Source organism: Tessaracoccus sp. ZS01, from assembly GCF_022342445.1.
Taxonomy (GTDB): domain Bacteria; phylum Actinomycetota; class Actinomycetes; order Propionibacteriales; family Propionibacteriaceae; genus Arachnia.
The window spans coordinates 113,907-139,208 of sequence record NZ_PQFE01000004.1; the positions used below are offsets into that span (position 1 = coordinate 113,907).

At 69.4% G+C, this 25,302-nt stretch carries 24 protein-coding genes; 5 read left to right on the plus strand and 19 right to left on the minus strand.

Translation table 11 applies throughout. The features are described from left to right. Positions 1 to 3 precede the first annotated feature (3 nt). The 13 genes from nuoL to C3E87_RS06670 all read right to left on the minus strand — a co-directional run bounded on the left by nuoL (position 4) and on the right by C3E87_RS06670 (position 13,652). A complete protein-coding gene (gene nuoL, locus C3E87_RS06610; RefSeq protein ID WP_076061021.1) occupies positions 4 to 1,860 on the minus strand; it encodes an NADH-quinone oxidoreductase subunit L in 1,857 nt (618 codons plus the stop codon). A 58-nt stretch (positions 1,861 to 1,918) separates the two neighbouring features. Next, on the minus strand, positions 1,919 to 2,218 hold the full coding sequence (gene nuoK / locus C3E87_RS06615) for an NADH-quinone oxidoreductase subunit NuoK (RefSeq protein ID WP_076060835.1): 300 nt from the start codon (positions 2,216 to 2,218) through the stop codon (positions 1,919 to 1,921). Continuing rightward, the gene (locus C3E87_RS06620; RefSeq protein ID WP_076060837.1) at positions 2,215 to 3,036 is read right to left on the minus strand and encodes an NADH-quinone oxidoreductase subunit J; all 822 of its coding nucleotides are present in this window, start codon (positions 3,034 to 3,036) and stop codon (positions 2,215 to 2,217) included. Before C3E87_RS06620 ends, nuoK begins: the two co-directional genes overlap by 4 nt. Then, positions 3,033 to 3,593, minus strand: coding sequence for an NADH-quinone oxidoreductase subunit NuoI (gene nuoI, locus C3E87_RS06625; RefSeq protein WP_076060839.1), 561 nt, complete (start codon positions 3,591 to 3,593; stop codon positions 3,033 to 3,035). Before nuoI ends, C3E87_RS06620 begins: the two co-directional genes overlap by 4 nt. Continuing rightward, entirely contained in the window at positions 3,593 to 4,921 is a 1,329-nt protein-coding gene (gene nuoH, locus C3E87_RS06630; RefSeq protein WP_076060841.1) for an NADH-quinone oxidoreductase subunit NuoH, read from the minus strand. The genes nuoI and nuoH overlap by 1 nt, the downstream gene beginning before the upstream one ends. Beyond that, entirely contained in the window at positions 4,918 to 7,326 is a 2,409-nt protein-coding gene (locus C3E87_RS06635) for an NADH-quinone oxidoreductase subunit G (RefSeq protein WP_076060844.1), read from the minus strand. Before C3E87_RS06635 ends, nuoH begins: the two co-directional genes overlap by 4 nt. Beyond that, positions 7,323 to 8,636: an NADH-quinone oxidoreductase subunit NuoF gene (nuoF, locus tag C3E87_RS06640; protein WP_076060846.1), complete on the minus strand. Its 1,314-nt coding sequence runs from the start codon at positions 8,634 to 8,636 to the stop codon at positions 7,323 to 7,325. The genes C3E87_RS06635 and nuoF overlap by 4 nt, the downstream gene beginning before the upstream one ends. Further along, entirely contained in the window at positions 8,633 to 9,376 is a 744-nt protein-coding gene (gene nuoE, locus C3E87_RS06645) for an NADH-quinone oxidoreductase subunit NuoE (RefSeq protein WP_076060849.1), read from the minus strand. Before nuoE ends, nuoF begins: the two co-directional genes overlap by 4 nt. Continuing rightward, on the minus strand, positions 9,373 to 10,653 hold the full coding sequence (locus C3E87_RS06650; protein WP_076061023.1) for an NADH-quinone oxidoreductase subunit D: 1,281 nt from the start codon (positions 10,651 to 10,653) through the stop codon (positions 9,373 to 9,375). Before C3E87_RS06650 ends, nuoE begins: the two co-directional genes overlap by 4 nt. A 68-nt stretch (positions 10,654 to 10,721) precedes the next feature. Then, the gene (locus C3E87_RS06655) at positions 10,722 to 11,423 is read right to left on the minus strand and encodes an NADH-quinone oxidoreductase subunit C (protein ID WP_076060852.1); all 702 of its coding nucleotides are present in this window, start codon (positions 11,421 to 11,423) and stop codon (positions 10,722 to 10,724) included. After that, positions 11,420 to 11,974, minus strand: a complete 555-nt coding sequence (locus C3E87_RS06660) for an NADH-quinone oxidoreductase subunit B (RefSeq protein ID WP_076060855.1) — start codon at positions 11,972 to 11,974, stop codon at positions 11,420 to 11,422. The genes C3E87_RS06655 and C3E87_RS06660 overlap by 4 nt, the downstream gene beginning before the upstream one ends. Before the next feature lie 12 nt (positions 11,975 to 11,986). Continuing rightward, entirely contained in the window at positions 11,987 to 12,346 is a 360-nt protein-coding gene (locus C3E87_RS06665; RefSeq protein ID WP_076060858.1) for an NADH-quinone oxidoreductase subunit A, read from the minus strand. A 16-nt stretch (positions 12,347 to 12,362) separates the two neighbouring features. Next, positions 12,363 to 13,652, minus strand: a complete 1,290-nt coding sequence (locus C3E87_RS06670) for a geranylgeranyl reductase family protein (RefSeq protein ID WP_076060860.1) — start codon at positions 13,650 to 13,652, stop codon at positions 12,363 to 12,365. A 277-nt stretch (positions 13,653 to 13,929) separates the two neighbouring features. Between C3E87_RS06670 and C3E87_RS06675 the strand changes: the two genes are divergently transcribed. Further along, complete coding sequence (locus C3E87_RS06675) at positions 13,930 to 15,162, plus strand: isochorismate synthase MenF (RefSeq protein WP_233120749.1); 1,233 nt, start codon at positions 13,930 to 13,932, stop codon at positions 15,160 to 15,162. A gap of 54 nt (positions 15,163 to 15,216) precedes the next feature. Here the strand turns inward: C3E87_RS06675 and C3E87_RS06680 are convergent, their stop codons facing one another. Next, positions 15,217 to 16,848, minus strand: coding sequence for a DUF6297 family protein (locus tag C3E87_RS06680; RefSeq protein ID WP_143570929.1), 1,632 nt, complete (start codon positions 16,846 to 16,848; stop codon positions 15,217 to 15,219). A gap of 3 nt (positions 16,849 to 16,851) precedes the next feature. Further along, positions 16,852 to 17,496 carry an ABC transporter ATP-binding protein gene (locus C3E87_RS06685; RefSeq protein WP_076060865.1) on the minus strand — a complete coding sequence of 215 codons (645 nt, stop codon included), beginning with the start codon at positions 17,494 to 17,496 and terminating at the stop codon, positions 16,852 to 16,854. A gap of 73 nt (positions 17,497 to 17,569) precedes the next feature. Here C3E87_RS06685 and C3E87_RS06690 point away from each other — a divergent pair, with 73 nt between their 5' ends. Both C3E87_RS06690 and C3E87_RS06695 read left to right on the plus strand, forming a co-directional pair. Further along, complete coding sequence (locus C3E87_RS06690) at positions 17,570 to 18,274, plus strand: demethylmenaquinone methyltransferase (protein WP_076060867.1); 705 nt, start codon at positions 17,570 to 17,572, stop codon at positions 18,272 to 18,274. Further along, positions 18,274 to 20,034: a TM0106 family RecB-like putative nuclease gene (locus C3E87_RS06695; protein WP_076060869.1), complete on the plus strand. Its 1,761-nt coding sequence runs from the start codon at positions 18,274 to 18,276 to the stop codon at positions 20,032 to 20,034. Before C3E87_RS06690 ends, C3E87_RS06695 begins: the two co-directional genes overlap by 1 nt. Here the strand turns inward: C3E87_RS06695 and menD are convergent. Genes menD through C3E87_RS06715 form a run of 4 tightly spaced genes read right to left on the minus strand, consistent with a single transcriptional unit; the run spans position 19,965 to position 24,281 of the window. Continuing rightward, entirely contained in the window at positions 19,965 to 21,497 is a 1,533-nt protein-coding gene (gene menD, locus C3E87_RS06700; RefSeq protein ID WP_076060872.1) for a 2-succinyl-5-enolpyruvyl-6-hydroxy-3-cyclohexene-1-carboxylic-acid synthase, read from the minus strand. The genes C3E87_RS06695 and menD overlap by 70 nt on opposite strands. Continuing rightward, complete coding sequence (locus tag C3E87_RS06705; protein ID WP_076060874.1) at positions 21,494 to 22,420, minus strand: o-succinylbenzoate synthase; 927 nt, start codon at positions 22,418 to 22,420, stop codon at positions 21,494 to 21,496. Before C3E87_RS06705 ends, menD begins: the two co-directional genes overlap by 4 nt. Beyond that, complete coding sequence (locus C3E87_RS06710; RefSeq protein WP_076060877.1) at positions 22,417 to 23,295, minus strand: 1,4-dihydroxy-2-naphthoate polyprenyltransferase; 879 nt, start codon at positions 23,293 to 23,295, stop codon at positions 22,417 to 22,419. Before C3E87_RS06710 ends, C3E87_RS06705 begins: the two co-directional genes overlap by 4 nt. Next, on the minus strand, positions 23,292 to 24,281 hold the full coding sequence (locus C3E87_RS06715) for an AMP-binding protein (protein WP_076060879.1): 990 nt from the start codon (positions 24,279 to 24,281) through the stop codon (positions 23,292 to 23,294). The genes C3E87_RS06710 and C3E87_RS06715 overlap by 4 nt, the downstream gene beginning before the upstream one ends. Positions 24,282 to 24,329: 48 nt before the next feature. Here C3E87_RS06715 and C3E87_RS06720 point away from each other — a divergent pair, with 48 nt between their 5' ends. Both C3E87_RS06720 and dhaL read left to right on the plus strand, forming a co-directional pair. Next, a complete protein-coding gene (locus tag C3E87_RS06720) occupies positions 24,330 to 24,578 on the plus strand; it encodes a PLD nuclease N-terminal domain-containing protein (protein WP_076060882.1) in 249 nt (82 codons plus the stop codon). A gap of 77 nt (positions 24,579 to 24,655) precedes the next feature. Beyond that, complete coding sequence (dhaL, locus tag C3E87_RS06725; RefSeq protein ID WP_076060884.1) at positions 24,656 to 25,261, plus strand: dihydroxyacetone kinase subunit DhaL; 606 nt, start codon at positions 24,656 to 24,658, stop codon at positions 25,259 to 25,261. The last annotated feature ends 41 nt before the right edge of the window (positions 25,262 to 25,302 follow it).

Sequence of the window (25,302 nt, forward strand, 5' to 3'; positions counted from 1 at the left end):
TCCTTAGCCCAGCTGCCCGATGACAACGACGACGGCGAGGGCCAGGAGGCCCACCCCTGCGGTCAGCCCGTAGCTGCGGACGTAGCCGTTCTGCAGTTTGCGGAACCATTCACCCGCTCCGGTCGCCACCGCGGCGGAACCCATGACCGCGCCGTCCGCGACACCGTGGTCGAAGGCACCGATGCCGGCTGCCAGACCCTTGGTGGGGCGGATGATCGCGTGCTCGTTGAAGGCATCGCCGTACAGGTCGTGGCGGCCCGCGTGCACCAGCGGGTTCTTCGTCTCCGGCGCTTCGCGCGGGATGTCGCCCTTGTGCAGGAACCAGCCGATCGCGACACCGACGACGACCACGGCCAGCGTCAGGATGCCGATGGTGGTGAAGTGGATGAGCGGCGTGTTGTGCGGCTCCTGACCGGTGGCCGGGGCCAACCAGTCCTGGATCCAGCCGTTCATGAGGACACCGGCCACGATGGACAGCAGCGCCAGCACGATCAGGGGCACCGTCATGACGAGCGGCGACTCATGCGGCTCGACGCCGTCCTCCCATCGCTTCTTGCCGAAGAACGTCATCATCATCAGGCGCGTCATGTAGTACGCAGTGATGCCTGCACCCAGCAAGGCCAGCACGCCGTAGATCACGTTCTGCTCGAAGGCGGCCTCGATGATGTGGTCCTTCGAGTAGAAGCCCGAGAGGAAGGGGAAGCCGATGATCGCGAGGTAGCCGATCCCGAAGGTCAGGAAGGTGATCCGCATGGGACGGGCCAGGGCACCGAAGTGGCGCATGTTCACGTCGTCGTGCATGCCGTGCATGACGGAGCCGGCGCCGAGGAACATGTTGGCCTTGAAGAAGCCGTGCGTGATCAGGTGGAAGATCGCGAACGAGGCGCCGATGGGGCCGAGGCCCGCGGCGAGCATCATGTAGCCGATCTGCGACATCGTCGAGCCCGCGAGGACCTTCTTGATGTCGTCCTTCGACGTACCGATCCAGGCACCGAAGAGCAGCGTGACCGTGCCGACGATGGCGACGGCCGTCGTGGCGATCGGCGCTGCCTCGTAGATGACGTGCGAGCGCACGACCAGGTAGACGCCGGCGGTGACCATGGTCGCAGCATGGATGAGGGCCGACACCGGAGTGGGGCCCTCCATCGCGTCCAGCAGCCAGGACTGCAGTGGCACCTGGGCCGATTTACCGCACGCGCCGAGCAGCAGGAAGAAGCCGATGAGCGTGACCCAGACGGGTGTCAGGTTCGCGACCCCCGCGTTGACGTCCTCGAAGCGCACCGAGCCGAACATCGCCAGCATCGTGAAGATCGCCATCGACAACCCGAGGTCGCCGACGCGGTTGACGATGAAGGCCTTGTTGCCGGCGGCCGACGCCGAGGGGCGGTGGGCCCAGAAGCTGATCAGGAGGTAGGACGCGAGGCCCACGCCTTCCCAACCGACGAACAGCACCAGGTAGTTGTCCGCCAGGACCAGGATCAACATGGCGGCGATGAACAGGTTCAGGTAGGCGAAGAAGCGACGGCGACGCTCGTCGTGCTCCATGTACCCGATCGAGTAGATGTGGATCAGCGAGCCGACGCCGGTGACCAGCAGGACGAAGAGGATCGACAGCTGGTCTGCCAGGAAGCCGACGCCGACCGACCAGTTGCCGGTGGCGATCCACTCGTACAGCTGGACGTTGATGGCGCGGTCGTCGGGGGACGCCCCGAGGAGTTGCAGGAACAGCACCAGGCCGATGGCGAACGACGCGATCGGTGCCAGGGTGCCCAGCCAGTGACCCCAGGCGTTGGTCGCCCTGCCCGCCAGCAGCAGGAAGGCGGCCGAGGCCAGCGGGATGGCCACCAGCAGCCAGACCATCAGGCCGGTGCTCGACAGTGCGGAGACGGATTCAAGGAGTTGCACGCTCGTAGTCCCCTTACAGCTTCATCAGGTTGGCGTTGTCGACGGAGGCCGAGCGACGGGACCGGTAAACGGCGACGATGATCGCCAGGCCGACCACAACTTCAGCGGCTGCCACGACCATCACGAAGAACGCCGCGACGAGTCCGTCGAGGTTCCCGTGGAATCGGGCGAATGCGACGAATGCGAGGTTCGTGGCATTGAGCATCAGTTCGATGCTCAGAAAGGCGATGATCGCGTTGCGGCGCAGCAGGAACCCTGCGATACCGATAGCGAACAGGATCGCCGAGAGGATCAGGTAACCCTCGGGGCTCATTCGTCGTCTCCTTCGATCTCAAGCGTGCGACCCTCGAGCGCCCGGTAGGCGGAGGAGGTGGGTGCGCGCAGTTCGTCCACGTCGACCACCACGCCACGCATGGTGAGGGTGCGCGAGACGGACTTCTCGGCGATGGACCCGTCCGGGAGCAGCGCCGGGATGGAGATGGCGTTGTGCCGGGCGAACACACCCGAGTTGGGCAGCGGGCCGGGGTGCTCGCCGAGCTCGGCGTAGGCGCGCTTGCGGAGTTCAGCGGACTCCACCTGGCTGACCTTCTTGCTGAGGAGCTCGCCGTGGGCCAGCACCATCGCGCCGACCGCGGCCGTGATCAGGAGGGCCGCGCTCGCCTCGAAGAGGAACACGTACTCGCCGAACAGCTTGTTGGCCAGCGACGGGATGTTGCCGCCGTACTCGGCGTTGGCCGCCGCCAGGCCGGCGGGCTGCCCACCGACGGTGAACTGACCGACGGCGGAGATCATCAGGATGCCGATGCCCAGCGCCACCAGCGAGGCGGCGATGCGGTGGCCCTTCAGCGTCTCGACGACCGAGTCGAGCGAGTCCACGCCGATCAGCATGACGACGAACAGGAACATCATCAGGATGGCGCCCGTGTAGACGACGATCTGGATGACGAACAGGAAGGGCGCGTCCTGGGCCGCGTAGAGGACCGCGATCGCCACCATCACGCCGGCCATCGCGATGGCCGAGTGGATGGGTTTGCGCGACAGCAGGAAGATCAGGGCGCAGATCACCGCGATGGGCGCGCACACCCAGAAGGCGACCTCACCGGCTGTCACCAGCGGGATCATGGGGATCATTTGGCCGCTCCTGTGGTCGTCGAGCCGGTGCGGGTGTCGGGGGTGCCCGTCGCGGGCAGCCCCAGGAAGTAGTCGCGCTCGTCCGCGCCGAGGCGACGGGGGTGCGGCGGCTGCTCCATGCCGGTCAGCAGCGGCGCGAGCAGGTCTTCCTTTTCGTAGATCAGGCTCAGCCGCGTGTCGTCGGAGATCTTGAACTCATTGGTCATCGTCAGCGCCCGGGTGGGGCAGGCTTCGATGCAGAGGCCGCAGAAGATACAGCGCAGGTAGTTGATCTGGTAGACGTGGCCGTACCGTTCGCCCGGCGAGTAGCGGGCGTCGTCGGTGTTGTCGGCGCCCTCCACGTAGATGGCGTCCGCCGGGCAGGCCCAGGCACACAGTTCGCAGCCCACGCACTTCTCCAGGCCGTCCGGCCAGCGGTTGAGCTGGTGTCGGCCGTGGAAGCGCGGCATGGTGACCTTCTCCGCGCCCTTCTTGTGCGGGTACGACTGCGTGAACGTCTTGCGGAAGATGGTGTTGAGCGTGATGCCGAAGCCGGCCCACGGATCGAAGATGCCCATCAGGCTTCCTTCCCTTCTGCGGTGACCTCGGCCATGGTCTGGTCCTGCGCGGGTCCGCGCACGACGCCTGCGAGCTCGGGCAGCATCTGCCCGGGCATCGGGGGTACTGGGTAGCCGCCGGCGAAGGGGTCGTAGACCTCTTCGACGACCGGGCGTTGCTCCGGCAGTTCGGCCACCGGGTCCTTGCCCCCGAACAGCCACCACAGGACGATGAGCAGCGCGAGGCCGAGGCCGAGGGTGGCGTTGCGGAACTGGGTGTTGGCGACCAGCGCCACCACGATGATCCAGATCAGCGAGATCTCGATCAGCACCTTCCAGCCGAGACCCATGAACTGGTCGTAGCGGAGGCGAGGGAGCGTGCCACGCAGCCAGACGAACACCGAGATCAGGAACTGCACCTTCAGCATGAAGAAGATCGGGCCGAACCACGGGTTGTTGAAGAACTCGATGTTGTTCAGCGGCCAGATCGGCAGGTAGCCGCCGAGGAACAGTGTCGTGCAGACCGCAGAGACGGTCGCCATGTTGATGTACTCCGCGAGGAAGTACAGCGCGTAGCGGAAGCCGGAGTACTCCGTGAGGTAACCGGAGACGAGTTCCGACTCACACTCGGGCAGGTCGAACGGTGCGCGGTTGGTCTCGCCCACCATGGCGATGGCGTAGATGATGAACGACGGGATCAGCAGCAGGAAGTACCAGGTCTGCAGCCCGAGCGGCAGGGCGATGTCGGTGAACGGCACGACGAGCTGCAGCGGGAGGCGCTGCGATTCGACGATCTCCGAGGTGGACATGGAGCCGGCCATCAGGAACACGGCGACCATGGACAGGCCCATCGAGATCTCGTAGGAGATCATCTGCGCCGTCGAACGGATGGAGCCGAGGAAGGAGTAGGTGGAGTTGCCGGCCCAGCCCGCCAGCACGATGCCGTAGATGCCGATCGAGGCCGAGGCCAGGATGAACACCGCGGCGACCGGCAGGTCCGTGAGCTGGAGGCGGGTCTCGACGCCGAACATCGTCACCTGCCCACCGAACGGGATGACCGTCCAGCAGGTGAAGGCGGCCACGGCGGTGAGCACGGGGGCGATGTTGAACAGCCACTTGTCGGCGTTCTTCGGGCGGAAGTCCTCCTTGATGAGGGCCTTCATACCGTCTGCGAGCGCCTGGCCGAGGCCGAAGGGGCCGTTCATGATGGGGCCGAGGCGGTGCTGCATCTTGCCGACGAGGCGACGCTCGTACCACACGTTGAAGATCGTCCAGACGAGGAGGACGACGAAGAGCGCCACCACCTTGATCAGGATCAACCACCAGGGATCGTTCATGAAGATGTTCATGCCGTTGCTCCTTCGACGACGGTGACGGCCGTGACGCGGACCGGCGAACCGGGCGCGGCGACGAGTCGCTCCCCCAGGCCGGGGTTGACGGGCACCCAGACGACGTCGTCGACCATGCCGGGGACGATGTCGACCGGCAGCACCAGGCTGCTGCCCGCTGCCTCCACGGTGGCGACCTCGGTCAGACCGAGCCGCTCAGCGGTGGCGGCAGAGACCCGGGCGACCGGCGGACGTGCGGTGGCACGCAGCGCCAGTTCGTAGTCGTTGCCCTGGGAGGCGTCGAGCAGCTCGCGCCATCCCGCGACGACCGGACCGGCATGGGCGGGGGCCGTCGCGACGGCGGGGGCCGCCGGGCGGACGCCGTCCCAGGCACCGAGTTCCGTGAAGTCGGCATAGGCCTGCTTCGGGGCGCGGAAGCCGAGCGTCGAGCCGAGGGCATCAGCCAGGGCGGCCAGGATGCGGATGTCGGTCATCGGCGACACCGGCTGCTTGACGATCACGTTGACGCGGCCGTGGCGGTGCTCCCAGTTCAGGAAGTGGCCCGACTGCTCCTCGAGGAGGGCGGCCGGGAAGACCACGTCGGCGCGGGAGGTGACGGCGCTGGCGCGCTGCTCGATGCTGACCACGAACTGCGCGGCCTCGAGACCGGCCAGCGCGGTGGCCGGGTCTCCCAGGTCGTGCGGGTCCACACCGGCGACCACCAGGGCCTTGAGCGTGCCCTGGACCAGCGCGGTGAACTGCTCATCGGCCGACAGACCGGCCTCAGCGGGCAGCGAGCCGACGCCCCAGTGGGAGGCGACATCGACGCGAGCGGCGGGGTCTGCCACCGGGCGACCACCGGGCAGCAGGCCCGGCAGGCAGCCGGCCTCGATGGCTCCGACGTCGCCTGCGCGACGGGGGATCCAGGCCAGGCGGGCGCCGGTGGCGTCCGCCTTCGCGGCGGCGGCGCTCAGCACGCCGGGGAGGACCGCGGCGCGTTCCCCGACGAGGATGACCGAGCCTGCGTCGAGGTCCGTCAGTGCGTCCAGCGCCTCGGCTTCACGGCCGGGGGCCGTGGGCACGAGGGTGGCGGACAGCTTGTCGGAGCCCCGGGAGACGAACGGCGCGAGGGTGGTGACCTTCAGGTGCCCCTTGCGGACCGCCTTGCGGAGGCGGAGGAACACGATGGGCGACTCGTCCTCGGGCTCGAAGCTCACTAGCACGACGTGCTTGGCGGCGTCCAGATCCGCGTAGGTGACGGCCTCGTCGACTCCCCTGCCGGCCACGCGGGCCGCGAGGAAGTCGGCCTCTTCGGCAGAGGCGGGACGCGAGCGGAAGTCCACGTTGTTGGTGCCCAGCACAGCACGGGCGAACTTGCCGTAGGCGTAGGACGCCTCGACGCTCAGCCGACCACCGGTCTGGACACCGACGGCGGAGCCGGCGGCGCGGAGACCCTGGACCGCGGCGTCGATGGCCTCAGGCCACGACGCGGGCTCCAGCACTCCCCCGCGGCGCACGAGCGGGCGGGTGATGCGGTCGTCGCCGCGGCCGTACATGAAGCCGAAGCGGCCCTTGTCGCAGCTCCACTCCTCGTTGACCTCAGGCTTGTCGCCCGCGAGGCGACGCTTGACCTGGTGGTGACGCTGGTCCGTGCGCAGTTCACAGCCGGACGCGCAGTGCTCACAGGTGGTGACCTTCGACACGAGGTCGAAGGGACGCGCCTGGAAGCGGTAGGCGGCGGAGGTGAGGGCGCCGACGGGGCAGATCTGCACCACGTTGCCGGAGAAGTACGAGTCGTACGGGTCCTGCTCGTAGGTGCCGACCTGCTGCAGCGCACCGCGCTCCACCAGGGCGATGAAGGGGTCACCGGAGATCTGTTCGGAGAAGCGCGTGCAGCGCGCACACAGCACGCAGCGTTCGCGGTCCAGCAGGATCTGCGCGGAGATGGCCACGGGCTTGGGGAAGGTGCGCTTCAAGCCCTCGAAGCGGCTCTCACCGGGGCCGTTGGCCAGTGCCTGGTTCTGCAGGGGGCACTCGCCGCCCTTGTCGCAGACGGGGCAGTCGAGCGGATGGTTGATCAGCAGGAACTCCAGCATGCCGCGCTGCGCCTTCTCGGCGACGGGCGAGGTGCGCTGGGTGTTGACCTTCATGCCCTCGGCCACCGGCATGGTGCAGGAGGCCTGGGGCTTGGGGAACCCTCGGCCGTTGCCGGCGTCGGGGATGTCGACCATGCACTGGCGGCAGGCGCCCACCGGGTCCAGCAGCGGGTGGTCGCAGAAGCGCGGGATGGCGGTGCCGATCATCTCGGCGGCGCGGATGATCAGCGTGCCCTTGGGGACGCTCACCTCCGTGCCGTCGATGGTCAGGGTGACCAGGTCGGGCTTCGGAGCCACCTCACCCGAGGTCGTCTTGGCGTCGACGGTCATCGCACGTCTCCTTCCGCGGCGAACAGTGCGCTCTTCTCATACGGGAACACTTCCCAGGCGGGGGTGTGGTAGCCCTGCTCGAACTCGGAGCGGAAGTGCCGCACGGCACTGGTCACCGCTGCCACCGCACCGTCGGCCAGCGCGCAGAACGAGCGGCCACCGATGTTGTCGCAGATGTCGAGGAGCTTGTCGACGTCGCCCTCGCGGGCGGTGCCGGCTTCGAACTTCATCAGGAGCTGGACGAGCCACCAGGTGCCTTCACGACACGGGGTGCACTTGCCGCAGCTCTCATGCTTGTAGAACTCGACGAAGCGCAGCGTCGTGCGCACCACGGAGGTGGTGTCGTCGAAGATCTGCAGTGCCTTGGTGCCGAGCATCGAACCGGCCGCCGCCATGGATTCGTAGTCCATGGGGAGGTCGAGGTGTTCCGGCGTCAGGATCGGCGTCGAGGAGCCGCCGGGGGTGAAGAACTTCAGTTCGTGGCCGTCGCGCATGCCGCCGCCGAGCTCGATGAGCTCGCGCAGCGTGATGCCCATCGGGGCCTCGAACTGGCCGGGCGTCTTGATGTGGCCCGACAGCGAGTACAGCGTGAAGCCCTTGGACTTCTCGGTGCCCATCGACTGGAACCAGTCAGCCCCGTTGTTGATGATGGCCGGCACCGAGGCGATGGATTCCACGTTGTTGACCACCGTCGGGGAGGCGTACAGACCTGCGACGGCGGGGAACGGCGGGCGGAGGCGGGGCTGGCCGCGTCGACCCTCGAGGGAGTCCAGCAGCGCCGTCTCCTCGCCGCAGATGTAGGCGCCGGCGCCGGCGTGCACGATCACGTCGAGGTCGTAGCCGGTGCCCATGATGTTCTTGCCCAGGTAGCCGGCCGCGTAGGCCTCACGGACGGCCTGCTGAAGGCGGCGGATGACGTGCAGGACCTCACCGCGGCAGTAGATGAACGCGGTGTGGCAGTTGATCGCGTACGACGAGATGATGACGCCTTCGACCAGCGTGTGCGGCGTGGCCATCATGAGCGGGATGTCCTTGCAGGTGCCCGGCTCCGACTCGTCGGCGTTGACCACGAGGTACTTCGGGTTGGGATTGTCCTGCGGGACGAAGGACCACTTCATGCCCGTCGGGAAGCCTGCGCCACCGCGGCCGCGGAGGTTGGCGTCCTTGACGAGCGAGATGAGGTCTGCGGGCTGCATGGCCAGGGCCTTGCGCATCGCGCGGTAGCCACCTGTGGCCTCGTAGCGGGCGAGCTTCCAGGAGTTGGGTGCGCCCCACTGTTCGCTGAGGACGGGGGTGAGCAGGTCGGTCACTGTGCGGCCTCCTGCTCGGCGGCGGCCGGCTTCGCGTCAGCGGCCGGGGCCTTCCAGTCGTTCTCACGGGCGATGTCGACACCGGCCAGCGAGGCGTGACCTGCGGAGGGCCCTTCGTCGGCCCGGCCGTCGGGGAACCCGGCGAGGACGCGCTCGGCTTCGCGCCAGGAGGTGATGGTCGCGCCACGGGAGGAGACGACCTCCTCGTCCTTCTGCAGCTTCTCCAGCAGGTCGTCGGCCTTCTCCGGCGTCATGTTGTCGAAGAACTCCCAGTTGACCATCATCACGGGGGCGAAGTCGCACGCCGCGTTGCACTCGAGGCGCTCCAGCGAGATCTGGCCGTCCGGGGTGGTCTCACCCTCGTCGATGCCGAGGCGCTTCTTGGCCCGGTCGAGCAGGATGTCGCCGCCCATCACCGCGCAGAGCGCAGTGGTGCAGACGCCGACGTGCTGCTTGCCTGCGGGGCGGCGCTTGTACATGGTGTAGAACGTCGCGACGCCGGAGACCTGCGCCGTGCTGATGCCCAGCACGTCGGCGCACGCTTCGATGCCCCGGGGGCTGATCCGGCCGTCGACCGACTGGACGAGGTGGAGCATCGGCAGGAGTGCGGAACGAGGCTGCGGGTAGCGGGCCGCCAGCTCGCGCAGTTCGGCGATGGTGCCGTCGTCGATCTGGGACGACTGGTCGGTGTAGTCCACCGAACCGGAATCTGGGAAGTGGCTGGCAAAGTGGCCGCTCATCGGTCCACACCTCCAAGTACGGGGTCAAGGCTGGCGAGCGAGACGACGACGTCGGACATCATGCCGCCCTCGCACATCATCGGGATCGACTGCAGATGGTTGAAACCGGGATCGCGGAAGTGCACCCGGTAGGGGCGCGTCCCGCCGTCGGAGACGACGTGGCACGCGAGCTCGCCCTTGGGGGATTCGATGGCCTGGTAGACCTGCCCCACCGGGACCCGGAAGCCCTCGGTGACGATCTTGAAGTGGTGGATGAGCGCTTCCATGGACTCGCCCATGATGTGCTTGATGTGCTCGTTGCTGTTGCCCTGACCGTCGGCGCCCAGCGACAGCTGAGCGGGCCAGGCGATCTTCGGGTCTGCCACCATGACCGGCTGGCCGTGCGTGCGCTCGAGGCGGTCGATGCACTGCTCGACGATCTTGAGGGACTCCCAGCACTCCTGCAGACGAATCCGGAAACGGCCGTAGGCGTCGTCCGAATCCCAGGTCACGACGTCGAAGTCGTAGGTCTCGTAGCCGCAGTAGGGCTGCGTCTTGCGCAGGTCCCAGGCGTAGCCGGTGGCGCGCAGCGGAGGACCGGACATGCCCATCATCGTGGCCGCGGTGAGGTCCATCACGCCGACGCCGGACTGGCGGCCGATGAAGATGGGGTTCTCGTTGCAGAAGGCGGCGTACTCCGGCAGGTGCTTCTTGAGCCAGTCCACGATGGTGCGCAGCTGGCTGATGCCGTCCTCGGGGAGGTCATTGGCCACGCCTCCGGGGCGGATGAACGCGTGGTTCATGCGCAGGCCCGAAATGGCCTCGAAGAAGTCCAGGATCATCTCACGCTCACGGAACGCGATGGTCATGACGGTCAGCGCGCCGATCTCCATGCCGCCGGTGCCCATGGCGACCAGGTGCGAGGCGATGCGGTTGAGCTCCATCATGAGCACGCGGATGACGCTGGCGCGCTCCGGGATGTCGTCGGTGATACCGAGCAGCTTCTCGACCGCCAGGCAGTAGACGGCCTCGTTGAACAGCGGCGCGACATAATCCATGCGGGTCACGTAGGTCACGCCCTGGACCCACGTCTTGTACTCCGCGTTCTTCTCGATACCCGTGTGCAGGAAGCCGATGCCCGGGCGGATGGACTTGACGGTCTCACCGTCCATCTCGAGGATCAGGCGCAGCACGCCGTGCGTCGACGGGTGCTGGGGGCCCATGTTGACGACGATGGTCTCGTCGCCACGTTCGGCCTGCTCGGCCGCGATGTCGGTCCAGTCGCCGCCCTGTGCCAGGTAGACGCGGTCGACCTTCTCCTCGCTGGTGCCGGCGAAGACGTCTTCGGTGGTTGCGTGGGTGTGGGTCACGAGTAGGTCCTCCTGTTGTCGGGAGCGGGCACCTTGGCGCCCTTGTACTCGACGTCGACGCCACCCAGCGGGTAATCCTTGCGCTGCGGGTGGCCCTTCCAGTCGTCCGGCATGAGGATGCGGGTGAGCGACGGGTGGCCGTCGAAGATGATGCCGAACATGTCCCAGGTCTCACGCTCGTGGTAATCCACCATGGGGTAGGTGGCCACGACCGACGGGATGTGGGGATCTTCGTCCGGGCACGTGACCTCGAGCCGGACCCGACGGTTGTGGGTGTAGCTCAGCAGGTGGTACACGGAGTGGAGTTCCGCGCCCTTCTCGCTCGGGTAGTGCACGCCCGAGACGGACACGCAGACCTCGAAGCGCAGGAACGCGTCGTCGCGGAAGGTGCGCGCCACGGCGGCGAGGTGCTCGCGCGGCACGTAGATCGTGAGCTCACCGCGGTCGAACAGCACCCGGGCGCCGCCGAGTTCCTCGGGCAGCAGTTCCAGGGCCCTGCCGTACACGGCGTCCGACGGGTCGTCGAACGGGGGCTCGGTGCGGCCCGGCATGCTGAGGCCGCGGGTGAGGCCGCCGTAGCCGGAGGTGTCGCCGGAGCCGCGGGACCACATGCCCGCCTTGCTGGTGAAGATGGGCTGCTGGGCGGGAAGACCCGAGGTGGCGGGGAGGTTCTCCTCAGGAGTCTGATCGTCGCTCATCGCATGAGCCCCTTCATCTCGACCTTCGCGGGCGCGGCCAGCGCTGCCTGCTCGGTGTCCTCGACCCAGGTGTCCATGTTGGCGCCGATCGGGTGCTTCTGCACCTTCTCGCGCAGCTTGAACATGGCCTCGATCAGCATGTCCGGGCGCGGCGGGCAGCCGGGCACGTACATGTCGACGGGCAGGAAGTGGTCACAGCCCTGGACGATCGAGTAGTTGTTGAACATGCCGCCGGAGGACGCGCAGGCGCCCATGGAGATGACCCACTTGGGGTTGGGCATCTGGTCGTACACCTGACGGATGACCGGGGCCATCTTCTGTGACACACGGCCGGAGACGATCATCAGGTCAGCCTGGCGCGGAGAGGCGCGGAACACTTCCTGGCCCCAGCGACCCGAGTCGTAGCGCGGCGTGCCGAAGGCCATCATCTCGATCGCGCAGCAGGCGAGGCCCATCGTCGCGGGCCAGAACGAGGCCTTCCGGACCCAGCCGAAGACGCCCTCGAACGTGGTCAGCAGGATGCCGCTAGGAATCTTGTCTTCGATACCCATGTTTATCTCCGATCATTCCCAGTCGAGGCCGTTGCGGCGCAGGACGTAGATGTAAGGGATGAAGAACAGCACGATGAACACGATCATGGCGATGATCGCGAACATGCTGAGCTGGTTGTAGGCCACGGCCCACGGGAGCAGGAACACCACTTCGATGTCGAACACGATGAACATCATCGCCGTGATGTAGTACTTGACAGGGAACCGGCCGCCGCCGATCGGCTGCGGGGTGGGCTGGATGCCGCACTCGTAGCTGTCGTACTTCGCACGGTTGTACCGAGCCGGTCCGACGACCAGGCTCAGCCCCATGGATACCACGACGAACACGGTGGCGAGCAGCACCATGCCGACGATGGGGATATAGGGGTTCATCGTTGTTTCCTTCCGATCACGCTGACGGAGCGACCTTGCACAAGGTGTTGATGATCCGGTCCATCGCGTCCCCGTCACGGGAGTCGGTCAGGTTGGCCAGGAGCTTCATCACGAAGCGCATGAGCATGGGCCGGGGTAGACCGTATCGGGTGCAGATGTACATGATCCGCGGGTCGCCGATGAGTTTGGTGAAGATCATTCCCAGGCGATAGTAACCACCCAGGCTGTCCTTCAGGGCGGCGGGGTAGGCCTGCATGGCCCGTTCCGCGGAAGCGGTGCCGATGCCGCGCGACTTCGCTTCGGCCAACGCCTGGGCCGCCAGCTCTCCGGCCTCCATGGCGTAGGCGATGCCTTCACCGTTGAAGGGGCTGACCATGCCGCCGGCGTCGCCGACGAGCACGAGCCCGCGGCCGTAGTGCGGCTGGCGGTTGAACGCCATCGGCAGCGCAGCGCTGCTCACCTTGCCCACCATGTTCTCGTCGCGGTAGCCCCACTCCTCCGGGGTGCCGGCCAGCCAGCGCTTCAGGAGGTCGCGGTAGTTGGTCTGGCCGAAACCCTTCGACGTGCTGAGCACGCCGAGGCCGACGTTGCAGGTGCCGTCACCCATCGGGAAGATCCAGCCGTAGCCGGGCAGCAGCGTGGACTTGCCCGGTTCGCCGTCCCAGAGCTGCAGGTGCGACTCAAGAAACTCGTCGTTGCTCTGCGAGCTCTTGTAGTACGTACGCACGGCCACACCCATGGGGCGGCTGTCGATCTTGTTGATGCCCATCGAGATGGCCAGGCGCGCCGAGTTGCCGTCAGCCGCGACGACGTAGGGGGCCTTGAAGACGCGGCCGTCCTTGGTCTCGACGCCGGTGATGCGGCCGGTGCGGTCGTCCAGCACGGCGTTGGTCACGTTGGCGCCCTCGACGAGTTCGGCGCCGGCGGCCACCGCATGGCGGGCCAGTAGGTCGTCGAAATCCGAACGGGGACGCTGCACGCCGTAGGGAGGGAAGTCAGTCAGTTCAGGCCACAACAACTCGAACGGCTTGACGTGGCCGCCGTGCACGCGAAGACCCTTGTTGTGGATCCAGCCGGCCTCTTCAGAGGTGTCGATCCCCAGCCGGGTGAGCGCGCGGGTGGCGCGGGGCGTGAGGCCGTCGCCACACACCTTCTCCCGGGGGAAATGAGACTTCTCGAGCAGCGTGACGGAGAGCCCGTGCCGTGCGAGATAGGTGGCTGTCGCTGATCCGCCCGGTCCGGCTCCGACGACGATAACGTCCGATTCCTGGGTGGGGCGGGCCGTGCCAGAGTTGGCGAACGACATACACACTCCTGTCGACTACGACGGTGATTACCGAGTCAGTCTAGGGGTGCTGGGACGTTTCGGCCAACCAAGGCTCCCACTGCGGGCTACACTGCGAACCGCCTGCTGACTTGGGTATTTGGTCACGATGCGCTTGCTAAATTGCGGGGCGGGCCGCGCGGGGCAGATACCCCTCCCCCGCCTGCGGACGGCGGTCCCATAATCGGGGGCTGAATGGCCTCAGGCGAGCGTCGCGGCTATGCTCGCGAGGGTGATTCTGGACTTCGGGAGCGCTCGGATGCGTGCGACCACAGTCGCGATCGACGACCCCGGAGCCCTGGAGAGATTCCTCCCGGAGACCGGGCCCTCGACTGCATTCCTGCGTCGTGGCGACGGCTTTGTGGCACTGGGCGAAGTGGCCCGGTTCGAGACCGACCGCCTGGACGCCGCAGACGTCTGGTGGGAAGAGATCTCCGGCCAGATCGACCACGACTCCGAGGTGCTCGGCGAATTCGGCACCGGACCCATCGCGGTGGGCACCTTCACGTTCGACCCCGACAGGTCCGAGGAGCGCTCGGTCCTCACCGTCCCCGAGGTGATCATCGGCAGGCGCGGCGGGCTCAGCTGGATGACGAAGCTCGGCCCTGCCCGCGGCAACGCCACCCTCCCCTCTCCGGGTGAGCCCGTCCGGCCGCCGGCAGGCATGGTCTCGATGGGCGGTTCCATGGGTGACCACGCCTGGACCGACATCGTGGCAGAGGTGGTGTCACTGATCCGCAAGGGCGAGGTCCACAAGGTGGTGCTCGCCCGCGACCTGATCGCCCGGGCCGACAACCCGCTCGACCTGCGCTTCGTGCTGCGCGAACTGATGGCCACCTACCCCATGACCTGGGCGTACCTGGTGGACGGCATGATCGGCGCCACACCGGAGCTGCTCGTCCGCCGCGAGGGCGGTCTCGTCACGTCGCGCGTCCTGGCCGGGACCGTCTGGGGCGACGACGAGGACGCGGACCCGATCAGGCTCGCCGCCCGCCTCGCGAAGTCGAGCAAGGACATCTCCGAGCATGAGTTCGCCGTCGAATCCGTCGCCGGGGCGCTGGCGCCCTACTGCAACGCGATGAACGTACCCGAGGCCCCCTCGGTGCTGAAGCTGCCCAACGTGATGCATCTGGCCACCGACATCACCGGCGTGGTCGACGGGAACGCCAGCGCCATGACGCTGGCCGCCGCCCTGCACCCGAGTGCCGCCGTCTGTGGGACCCCGACGCACCTGGCGCTCGACGTCATCTCAGAGCTCGAATCCCTGGACCGCGGCCGGTACGCCGGTCCCGTCGGATGGGTGGACACCCACGGCGACGGCGAATGGGCCATCGCGTTGCGCGGCGGCCAGGTACGGCCGGAGACCCCGAACGAGATCCAGTTGTTCGCCGGGGCGGGCATCGTGGCAGATTCCTCGCCGGAATCCGAACTCGCCGAGACCGGCGCCAAGTTCGTGCCGATGCTGCAGGCCCTCGGCCTCAACGGCTCCTGAACGGCGAAGCGCGCCGCGGCCCCGGCCACGGCGCGCCCACTCCCCCGGGTGCCGTCAGCGGTTGCGCTGGACCTTGATCTTCGACTTGGGTGCCGCCGTCCCGTCGCGGCGACGGCGCTCCTCAGCGAGTTCGCGCTTCTGCTCCTCCTGCTGCTCCATGAGCTGGTCGCGGTCAAGGCCGCTGCGCAGGATCATGAAGGCGATGAGGCCGACGACCAGCGAGATCCAGACCGGCCAGCCGAGCACGATGGGCAGCGTGACGAGCGCCACCATGTCGAGGCCGCGCAACAGCGAGAACATCAGGCCGGGCGGCATGGCGCCGAAACCGGTGGACATGATGGGGCCGGAGTAGTCCGGCGGGCGGGCCGAGACCCAGCGCACCGCCCCGAGGAAGCCGGCGATGCCGGTGACCACGGCGGCCGAGGCCGCGTCGATGGGATCAACGGTGACGCCGCCACCCACGCCCATGAACGCGGGCAGCGCTGCGATGGCCCACAGCAGGGCCAGCACTCCCGGGACGACCATCGCCGCCTGCTTGACCTTGCCCGGATCGAACGGGAAGCAGCGCTGGAGGCCCCTGGTGCGGGTCAGCACGCGCAGCGAGTTCATGAACGGGATCAGGGCCGCCACCAGCACCAGCGCCGACAACGGCGGGTTCAGGGTGGCCAGGCCCAACGCCTGCACGGCGTAGGGCACCACGACGGTGGCCGCCAACGTGACCAGCCGCATGGGCTGGCGCCAGAGGCGCTGCACGTCGCGCATGACCAGGGCGGTCATGCCGGAGCCGGCGCCACGGGTGGGCTTCACGTGCCCGCGTTCGCGCGCCTTGGCCTCGATGAGGATGTCGCGGATCAGGGCGAACTCCAGCGCGAACGCCGCACCCTGGAGGCCGCTCAGCAGCGACCCGCCGGCGGTGAGCCGGTTGCGGCGGACGCCGCGGAGCCTGCGGTAGGCCACGAAACCGGCCACGAGGACCAGCAGGAGGCCGGCGCCGGCCACGATGTAGGCCAGTTCGACGGCGATGAGGTGGGCGCCGCCCAGGTCGATCCAGCCGGCGGCACCGAACACGAGGAGGACGAGGGTGCCGATGGCGGCCGTGCCGATGATCCACTGGAACACGGTCACCACCCAGCGGCGGTCCAGGCCCTGTTCCGCGGCGGCGAAGGCGAGCAGACCCGCGGAGCCGAAGCCCCCGGCCAACGCCCAGATGCCCACCTCGGGAAGCGGCGACCCCGTCAGCGCGGCGATCAACGCACCCAGCAGCCCGCCGACGACGAGCGCCAGGACGATGGCCGCGACGAGGCGGCCGGCCAGCAGCCGCCGTCGGTCCGTGGGGCCGTCCATGAGCCAGAAACCTTCAGCGGCGGAGGCGACGACGGGGCCGAACATGCGCGACAACACCAGCGTCGACGCCAGGATGCCGGCGACCGAGGCCCAGGGCAGCAGGCCGCGGGCGGCGAGACAGCCGGCGGTGTCACAGATCGCCACCACCTGCTGGGCGCGAACGATCGAGGAGATCACCATGGCGCCGATCAGCACGATGGAGAACACCATGACGTAGCCGTCGGACAGCGCCTGCCAGAGGCTGCGGTCGGCGCGGCCGCGTCGCCAGTCCTTCATCAGCAGTTTGAGCTGCTTCTCGTCGACGACCCCCAGGTCGTCGAAGTGGTCGTGGGCGGTGCTCAAGGCTCAGACCCCCAGCCGGATGGTGCGCGCGCCGATGGCCTCGAGGAGCGAGGGCTCATGGCTCGCCAGCACGATCGCCAGGCCGCCGGCGATGTCGGCCTTCAGCCGCTGGCCCAGCCAGGCGACACCTTCCACGTCGAGGCGCTGCTCGGGCTCGTCGAGCACCAGCAGCTGCCGCGGGCGGACGAACGCGGTGGCCAGCGCCAGGCGACGTCGCTGGCCCGACGACAGGGTGGAGGGGAGCTGGCCGGCCTGCGGCACGAGCTGCACCTCCTCGAGCACCTCGTCGACGAGGTCGTCAGGGTGCTCGAGCCCGTGCGCACGGGCGAGCAGGTCGAGGTGTTCCACGACGGAGAGGTCCGGGAAGAAGTCGAGGTCGTCGATGACGGTGGCCACGTCGCGGCGGATGATCGGGTTGGTCTCCGACACCTTGATCCCGTTGACCATGACGGTGCCCTCATCCGGCCTGTCCGCGCCGACGAGGCAGCGGAGCACCGTCGACTTGCCGGCGCCGTTGCGCCCGGTGAGCGCGACGGCTTCACCGGCCCGCACCTTCATGGAGAAGCCCTCCACGATGGTTACCGGGCCGTAGCCCTTCTTGAGGTTGTCCACCTGGAGCACGACGTCATTCTTAGCCACGTCCGCCATTGTCCACCATCGCCACAAGCGGGTCGAACCGGCGTCCCCTGCATCCGTCGGTGGGCAGCGATAAGGTGAACCAATGCAGAGTGAGCCCGGCAGCCGAGCAACCCTTGACAAGCGGCGCGGTGACGTCGCCGCCATGTTCGACGGTGTCGCCAAACGCTATGACCTGTTCAACGACGTGTTGAGCATGGGTCAGGTGAGGAGGTGGCGCCGCGCCACGGTGGAGGCGGTGGACCCGCAGCCCGGGCAGCGCATCCTGGACCTCGCGGCGGGCACCGGCACGTCGTCGGCCGTCCTCGCGGCGCACGGCGCCTACGTGGTGCCCAGCGACATCTCCCTGGGCATGCTGGCCCAGGGGCGGCGGCAGCAGCCCGGCCTCGACTTCGTGGCGGGCGACGCGGTGGCCCTGCCGTTCCCGGACGACACGTTCGACGCCGTCACCATCTCCTACGGGCTGCGCAACGTCGAACGCACGCTGGACGCGCTGAAGGAGATGTACCGGGTCACCAAGCCCGGCGGCCGCGTGGTCATCGCGGAGTTCTCCACCCCCACCAACCGGGCCTTCCGGCACGTCTACACCAACTACCTCGTGGCCGCGTTGCCCCGCATCGCCAAGCTGTCCAGCAATCCGGTGGCCTACGGCTACCTGGCGGAGTCCATCCTCGCCTGGCCGGATCAGCAGGGGCTGGCAGACCTCATGCGCGAGGCCGGCTGGCAGGGCGTGGAATGGCAGGACCATGCCGCCGGCATCGTCGCGCTGCACCGGGGCTGGAAGCGTTGATGAACAGTTTCGTGCTGGACGCCTACGCCGCACGCAGTTGCCCGGTGAAGACGTTCCACACGTTCGACCCCACGCTCCCCCAGCCGGCACAGCCGCATGACGAGTCGCTGCGCGAATCGTTCCAGGGCGGCTCGGATTTCCGCGACGGGGTGCTCAACCGGCTGGCCGCCCGCACCGAGGGCGTCGTGGACCTCCGCAACCTGCACGCGCAGGGCGCCTCGTGGGAGGAGCGGCTCAAGGCCGCGTTGGAGGCCATGGGCGCAGGGGCGCCGCTGATCCTCGGCGGGGTCCTGCCCATGGACCTCGACGGCCACCGCAGCGGCCGGCCTGACGCGCTGGTGCGCGGCACGGACACCGAGGCCGGCACGCCCGGCTACTGGCCGCTGAAGGTCAAGCCGTACCGGGTGCGCGAGAAGCAGGTGGGGGCCACGCAACTGCAGGTCTCCACCCTCGGCGCCATCGGCACCCTGGAGGCCCTCCCTGACCTGCGCTACCGCGTCCACCGCGAAGGCGTGCTGCTGGAGTTGGCACACCACTGGCGGCTGCTCGAATCCTGCGGCTTCGCGTCCTCGTCCTCCCTGGCCGCCGTCGTGGGCGACGACCGGGCCGCCGGTTCGGAGCCGTCGGCCACCTGGGTGGACCTCACCACCAAGTTCATCCGGACCTATTCGAAGACGGCGGGGCACAAGCTGCGCTCGGCGTTGGAACGCTACGACCACGAGCACGGCTTCCGCGTCTACGTGGCCGAACACGCGCGCGAGCGCACCGGGGTGGCCGACCCCGCGCCGGTGGTGCGGCCCATCCGCATCAAGGAGTGCGAATGGTGCGCGTGGTGGCAGGTGTGCCGCCCGCTGATCGACGACGACGACCTCTCGCTGCGCATCTCCAAGGCGCCGCTCGACGTGCGCGAACTCCAGACGCTGCTGGGCCTGGGCATCAAGACCGTCGCGGAGCTGGCGGAGGCCGACATCGACGCCATCCTCCCCCGGTACCTGCCGCTCACGGGTCACCGCGACCGTTCCGAACACCGCCTGCGCCAGGCGGCCCGCCGTGCCCGGATGCTGGCCAACGGCGTGGAGCTGGAGCGCGTCAGCACCGAGGCCATCGGGGTGCCGCGCGCCCCCGTCGAGGTGGACCTCGACATCGAGACCGCCGACGACGGCACCGTGTACCTCTGGGGTGTCCTGGTGACCGACGCTGAGGGCTCGCGGTTCCAGCACTTCAGCCGCTTCGAGCAACTCACCCAGGACGCGGAGACGGCCGTGGCGGTGGAGTTCGCCCAGTGGCTGCTGGACATGGTGGCGCGTCATCCGGGGCTCAGGGTGTTCCATTACAGCGACTACGAGACCGTGCACCTGCGGCGGATCGCGGAACGCAGCGGCAACCCGGCGCTGCTCGCGGCCGTGGGACTCATCAAGGACCACTTCACAGACCTGTTCGGGTTCGTCCGCGACAACTTCGTCGGCGTCGACGGGCTCGGCTTGAAGGTCGTCGCCAGCCGCGGAGTGGGCTTCCGCTGGCGCGACGAGGAGCCGGGCGGCCTCGCGTCGCAGACCTGGTTCGCGCAGGCCGTCAAGGCCGGCACCGCGGAGGCCCGCAGCTCAGCGCGGCGGCGGGTGCTGGACTACAACGAGGACGACGTGCGCGCCACGCTGGCCGTGCGCAACTGGCTCACCGCCCACGACGGCGGTCAGGGCCTCGGGACCCCTGCCACGATGAACTCGGCGTCCGAGGCGAGCGCCTCCTCCAGCGAGGGCTGATCGGCCACGCGCACCGCCAGCCACCCCATGGCGGTGGCCACGGCCACCAGGTCCAGGCCCTGGGGCGTGCCGAACACCCGCTCGAAGCTGTCGGCGTAGTCCGGCGCGCCCTGCTCGAGGGTGTGGAAGATCGAGCCGCCGTCGTCATCGGCCACCACGACGCGTAACCCCGGCCACGGCTCGAGGGAGGGCCGGACGAGTGCCCCCAGGTCGTGCTGCACCGTGAGGTCGCCGACCAGCACCGTGGTGGGGCGGTGGTCCGCCAGCGCGATGCCGGTGGCGGTGGCGATGGTGCCGTCGATGCCGGCCACGCCGCGGTTGGCGTAGACCCGCGGGGCGTCGTCCCCCACCGGGAGCATGTCTGCGGCGCGGATGATCGAGCTGGAACCGAGCATGAGGTCGTGCCCGCCGTCGAGCGCCGCGAGCACGGCCCTGGCGACGTGGCGCTGGGTGAAACCCTCGCCGACGCCCGCCGCGTCGGCCGCGCGCCAGCGGGCCAGCCAGGACTCCTCCTGCTCCGGGATCTCGACCGAATCCGCGATGACGACCGCGCGATGCCCGGGGTCCGTCCAGTCCGCGGCGGACGTCACCACGATGAGCTCCACGTCGGCGCGGGCCATCAGGGCGACCACCGGCCGCGACAGGGTGGGGTGACCGAACACCACCACCCGTTCGATCTCGGCGCCCAGCGTGCCCAGGAGGTCGCGGTAGCCGGCGATGGCGCAGCCCCCTCCGCGGGCGTTGGAGCTGGGTTCGGCGAAGAGCGGCGCCCCCGCGGCCTCGGCGACCCTCCTGGCCTCGGCGCCGACCTCGGGCGGGGCGTCGCCGGCCAGCACGACGGTGCGCAGGCCGGCCGCAGCCCGAAAGACCTGTCCGGGCAGGCTCGGGCTCACCAGCAGCGGCCACTGCTCGGGGGCCGGTAGCGGGCCCACCACCGGGGCGGCGAACTCGACGTTCAGTTGCACGGGCCCTGGCCGGCGGGTGCGGTAGCCGGCCGCGAGTACGACGGCGCGGTGCACGCCGGCGGCCCAGGCCGCCTCGTCACCGGATTCAGACGACAACCGGACGACGCCCAGCGCAGCCGGCCCCAGCGCCCCCGCCTGGTCTGCCGTCTGGCTCGCGCCGGTGCCCACGAAATGGGCGGGGCGGTCCGCGGTGATGAAGACCAGCGGGATACCGGCGGCCCGCGCCTCCATGGCCGCCGGGGCCAGGTTCGCCACGGCGGTGCCGGACGTGGTCATGACCGCGACGGGGCGCTGACCGGCCTTGGCCAGGCCCAACGCGGTGAACGAGGCCACCCGCTCGTCGATGCGGACGTGCAGCCGGAGCACCCCGGCGCGGTCGGCGCGCTCGACGGCGAGGGCCAGGGACGCGCTGCGGGAGCCGGGCGCGAGCACCACGTCGCGCACCCCCATGCTGAGGAGGGCGTCGACGATCGTGCTGCCCAACCGGATGCTGCTCATGAGACCCTCCTCCACCGATCCAACCAGAAGTGGGTGAGTTCCGGGCCGGCCGCGTACCGCTCGAGCAACGCGGGGTCCACGACCACCGGCCGCACCGGGAGCATGCCGTCGACCGGGTGGAGCGGGCTCGCCGTGACGTCGCCGTCGAGGAGGCGGGCGGTCTCCAGACCGCAGGCGTGGGGCAGCTCGGGCAGCGCGGCAGCCAGGGCGAGCCCCGCCCGGAGACCGACGGAGGTCTCCACGGCGCTGGACACCACCACGGGCATGGCCAGTTCCTCGGCGAGCCGCAGGCAGGCGCGGACGCCGCCCAGCGGCTGCACCTTGAGCATGGCGATGTCGGCCGCCCCGGCCCGCTTCACCCTGAGCGGGTCGCCGGCGCGGCGGATGGATTCGTCGGCGGCGATGGGCGTGCCGAGGTCGAGCCGCCGCAGCGCGGCGAGTTCCTCGACGGTGGCGCAGGGCTGTTCCGCGTACTCGAGCCCGAACGGCTCCAGTTCCCTGAGGGCGGCGGCCGCGTCGTCGAGGCTCCAACCGCCGTTGGCGTCCACGCGGAGCTTGGCCCCCGGCAGGGAGGCGTGCACCGCGGCGACCCGGGCGACGTCGTCATCGATCCGCTCCCCCGAGGCCGCCACCTTGATCTTGATCGTGCTGCAGCCGGACGCCACCGCGCGGGCCGCGGCCTGCTCCGGCGGGAGGCCCGGGACGATGCCGTTGACGGGCACGGTGTCACGCACCGGCTCCGGGTACCCCTCCTCGGCCATCTCCATGGCGGCGCGGAGCCAGGCGGCGGCCTCCGCGTCGTCGTACTCCGGGAAGGGGCTCCACTCGGCCCACCCCGCCGGGCCCTCGAACAGGATCCCGCTGCGGTGGGTGATGCCGCGGAACCGGACGGTGAGGGGGATGTCGTAGACGAAGAGCCTCATGCGAGGTAGGTCCCGACGAGCAGCCCCAGGCCGATGCCGATCTCGGCGAAGCCGGTGGACTGGATCACGGGGATGAGTCCCCGGCCGTCGGCTCCCCCGAGGATGCGGCGCAGGGGCTCGACGAGCAGGCCCACGGCCAGGAGCGCCACCAGGGCCCACCACGTGGTCAGCGCAGCGAAGCCGATGACGGCGGCGACGGTGAGCCCGACGAGGGCGGCGTAGAAGAGGCGGCTCTTGCGGTCGCCCAGCCGCGCGGGCAGCGTCATCTTGCCGGCGATCCGGTCCGTGGGGATGTCGCGCAGGTTGTTGGCCACCAGGATGCCGGCGGCGAGCGCGCCCACCGCTGCGCCTGCCAGCCACGCGTGCCACGGCGCGGCGTCGGAGATCACGTAGGCAGTACCCACGGTGGCCACCAGGCCGAAGAACACGAACACCATGAGCTCGCCCAGCCCCAGGTAGCCGTAGGGCCGCCGGCCGCCGGTGTAGAACCAGGCGGCGATGATGGCGAGAGCCCCCACGACCAGCAGCCACCAGTGACCGCTCCACGCCACGACGCCCAACCCGGCCAGGGCAGCCACTCCGAAGGAGAGGAACGCGGCCCGCTTCACGGCGGCGGGCGCCGCCAGGCCGGAGGCGGTGATGCGGGTGGGGCCCACCCGGTCGTCGTCGGTGCCACGCACGCCGTCGGAGTAGTCGTTGGCGTAGTTGACGCCCACCTGCAGCGCCAGGGCCACCACGAGGCAGAGGGCCGCGACGCCCCAGTGGTACCTGCCGAGAGCGGCGGCGGAGGCGGATCCCGCCAGGATGGGGGCGACGGCGGCGGGGAGGGTGCGGGGGCGCGCACCGGCCACCCAGACGGAGAGGGAGTCGTTCATGATTTGACCAATCCTAGGAGGCTTCGCCGGTCCGGTTTACCGCCGCCGGTGCGCGGCAGCGTCTCGACGGTGACCAGTTGCCGGGGCAGCGCCGGGGCAGGCAGCGAGCCGCGCAGGGTGTCCCGCCAGGTTTCCAGCGTGCCCCCGGTGGCGAACAGCACGACGCGCGCGCCCCATTCCGGGTCGTCGACGGCGAGCACGTCGGTCTCCGGGTCCAGAGCGGCGACGGCGCGGCGCACCTCTGCGAGGTCGACGTTGACGCCGCCGCTGATGACGACATCGTCGAAGCGGCCGTCGATGATGAGTCTGCCGTCGGCCCAGTGGCCGCGGTCGTTGGTCAGCACCGCCCCCCCGGCTGCGGGGTGGCCGAGGTAGCCCTCGAACACGGTGGGCCCGCCGATCTCGATCCGGCCGAGTTCCCCCACGGTGATCCTGACTCCGGGCAGCGGGACGCCGTCCCACACCACTCCGCCGCAGGTCTCGCTCATCCCGTAGGTCTCGATCACCCGGATGCCGGCCGCCTCGGCCCTGGCCCGCAGTTCGGGACGCAGCGCGGCGCCCCCGACGAGGACGGCGTCGAACCGGCCCAGCATCGCGCTCAGCGCGGGTGACTCGAGGGCGCGGTACAGCTGGGTGGCCACGATCGAGAGGCAGTTGCGTCCGGGCGCAGGATCGAGGTCCGTGAGGTCTGGGGACGCGGTGCGCACCCCGTCGCCGACCTGGCCACGCACGAGCACCATGAGTCCGGCCACGTAGTGCGGCGCGAGAGTCAGGTGCCAGGTGGCGGTGAATCCCAGGCGCTCCTCGGCGGCCCGCGCCGCCGCCGCCAGCGCGGTGCGGTGCAGCACCACCAGCTTCGCGTCACCCGTCGAGCCGGAGGTCGCCACAACGGCGCACCCGTCGGGCGCGGTACCGCTGCCGGGGGCCAGCCACAGGCCGGGGCCGCCGTCGAGGAGGTCGCGGACCCGTGCGCTGATGGTGTGCATCCCTTCACCCTAAACCGGGCCCCGGGTTGGACGGCGTAGACTTGGCCCATGCCCAGGATCCTCCTCATCATCGCGGTGGTGATGCTCACCATCTACTGCGTGGTCGAGGTCGCGCAGTCCCGCGGTTACCGGGTCCGGGCCATGCCCCGCTGGCTCTGGGCCTTCGCCGTCATCGCGCTGCCCATCGTGGGGCCCGTGTCCTGGCTCGTCCTGGGCCGGCCGCTGAAGAACCACCCGCAGGTCCGCGATCATCGGGCCCCCGATGACGACGAGGATTTCCTGCGCGGCCTGCGCTGACATCGCGCGTTCACCTTGGGGGCGTACAATCTCGCCCGTTGTCTCGTCTGAGGAGGACGCACGTGGGAGCCGGAGTGATGGTGGTGGCCGAGTGGCTGCTGGAATGCTCACGCGAATTCGTTGCCCGCATCGATGAGCTGGACGAACTCGACCGTGCCCTCGGCGACGGCGATCACGGCACCAACATGGTGCGCGGTTTCGCGGCCGCGGAAAACCTCGACCTCAGCGCCCAGAACCACGCCGCCGAGGCGCTGCGCCAGGTGGGCATGGCTCTGGTGCAGAACGTGGGCGGCGCCTCCGGACCGCTGTTCGGCACATTCTTCCTCCGCGCCGGCGCGCACTGGGACCCGTCGCTCACCACGCACGGCCTGGCCCTCGCGCTGCGCGAGGCGCTCCGCGGCGTCCAGGCTCGCGGCAAGGCCGAGCCCGGCGACAAGACGATGATCGACGCGCTGGCCCCCGCCTCCGCGTCGCTCGACGCGTCGGCCGCCGAAGGCGAGAATCTCGCCGACGCCCTCGAGAAGGCGGCGGCGGCCGCCGAGGCCGGGCGCGACGCCACCGTCGACATGGTGGCCCGCCGGGGCAGGGCCGCTCTGAACGCAGACCGGTCGGTGGGCATCATCGACCCGGGAGCCGTGTCCATGGCCCTGATTCTGCGCACGGCCGTTCACCACATCGGCTGACCACTTCGCGTCTCCCCCGGGGCGGGCCATAGGGTGGGTGC

Excerpts from the sequence above, each read along its gene's own strand:
- nuoL (WP_076061021.1), bottom strand. The coding sequence starts at position 1,860 with ATGGTCTGGCTGCTGGTGGCCATCCCGCTGGCCTCGGCCGCCTTCCTG.
- nuoK (WP_076060835.1), bottom strand. The coding sequence starts at position 2,218 with ATGAGCCCCGAGGGTTACCTGATCCTCTCGGCGATCCTGTTCGCTATC.
- C3E87_RS06620 (WP_076060837.1), bottom strand. The coding sequence starts at position 3,036 with ATGATCCCCATGATCCCGCTGGTGACAGCCGGTGAGGTCGCCTTCTGG.
- nuoI (WP_076060839.1), bottom strand. The coding sequence starts at position 3,593 with ATGGGCATCTTCGATCCGTGGGCCGGCTTCGGCATCACGCTCAACACC.
- nuoH (WP_076060841.1), bottom strand. The coding sequence starts at position 4,921 with ATGAACATCTTCATGAACGATCCCTGGTGGTTGATCCTGATCAAGGTG.
- C3E87_RS06635 (WP_076060844.1), bottom strand. The coding sequence starts at position 7,326 with ATGACCGTCGACGCCAAGACGACCTCGGGTGAGGTGGCTCCGAAGCCC.
- nuoE (WP_076060849.1), bottom strand. The coding sequence starts at position 9,376 with ATGAGCGGCCACTTTGCCAGCCACTTCCCAGATTCCGGTTCGGTGGAC.
- C3E87_RS06655 (WP_076060852.1), bottom strand. The coding sequence starts at position 11,423 with ATGAGCGACGATCAGACTCCTGAGGAGAACCTCCCCGCCACCTCGGGT.
- C3E87_RS06660 (WP_076060855.1), bottom strand. The coding sequence starts at position 11,974 with ATGGGTATCGAAGACAAGATTCCTAGCGGCATCCTGCTGACCACGTTC.
- C3E87_RS06665 (WP_076060858.1), bottom strand. The coding sequence starts at position 12,346 with ATGAACCCCTATATCCCCATCGTCGGCATGGTGCTGCTCGCCACCGTG.
- C3E87_RS06670 (WP_076060860.1), bottom strand. The coding sequence starts at position 13,652 with ATGTCGTTCGCCAACTCTGGCACGGCCCGCCCCACCCAGGAATCGGAC.
- C3E87_RS06675 (WP_233120749.1), top strand. The coding sequence starts at position 13,930 with ATGCGTGCGACCACAGTCGCGATCGACGACCCCGGAGCCCTGGAGAGA.
- C3E87_RS06685 (WP_076060865.1), bottom strand. The coding sequence starts at position 17,496 with ATGGCGGACGTGGCTAAGAATGACGTCGTGCTCCAGGTGGACAACCTC.
- C3E87_RS06690 (WP_076060867.1), top strand. The coding sequence starts at position 17,570 with ATGCAGAGTGAGCCCGGCAGCCGAGCAACCCTTGACAAGCGGCGCGGT.
- C3E87_RS06695 (WP_076060869.1), top strand. The coding sequence starts at position 18,274 with ATGAACAGTTTCGTGCTGGACGCCTACGCCGCACGCAGTTGCCCGGTG.
- menD (WP_076060872.1), bottom strand. The coding sequence starts at position 21,497 with ATGAGCAGCATCCGGTTGGGCAGCACGATCGTCGACGCCCTCCTCAGC.
- C3E87_RS06705 (WP_076060874.1), bottom strand. The coding sequence starts at position 22,420 with ATGAGGCTCTTCGTCTACGACATCCCCCTCACCGTCCGGTTCCGCGGC.
- C3E87_RS06710 (WP_076060877.1), bottom strand. The coding sequence starts at position 23,295 with ATGAACGACTCCCTCTCCGTCTGGGTGGCCGGTGCGCGCCCCCGCACC.
- C3E87_RS06715 (WP_076060879.1), bottom strand. The coding sequence starts at position 24,281 with ATGCACACCATCAGCGCACGGGTCCGCGACCTCCTCGACGGCGGCCCC.
- C3E87_RS06720 (WP_076060882.1), top strand. The coding sequence starts at position 24,330 with ATGCCCAGGATCCTCCTCATCATCGCGGTGGTGATGCTCACCATCTAC.
- dhaL (WP_076060884.1), top strand. The coding sequence starts at position 24,656 with ATGGTGGTGGCCGAGTGGCTGCTGGAATGCTCACGCGAATTCGTTGCC.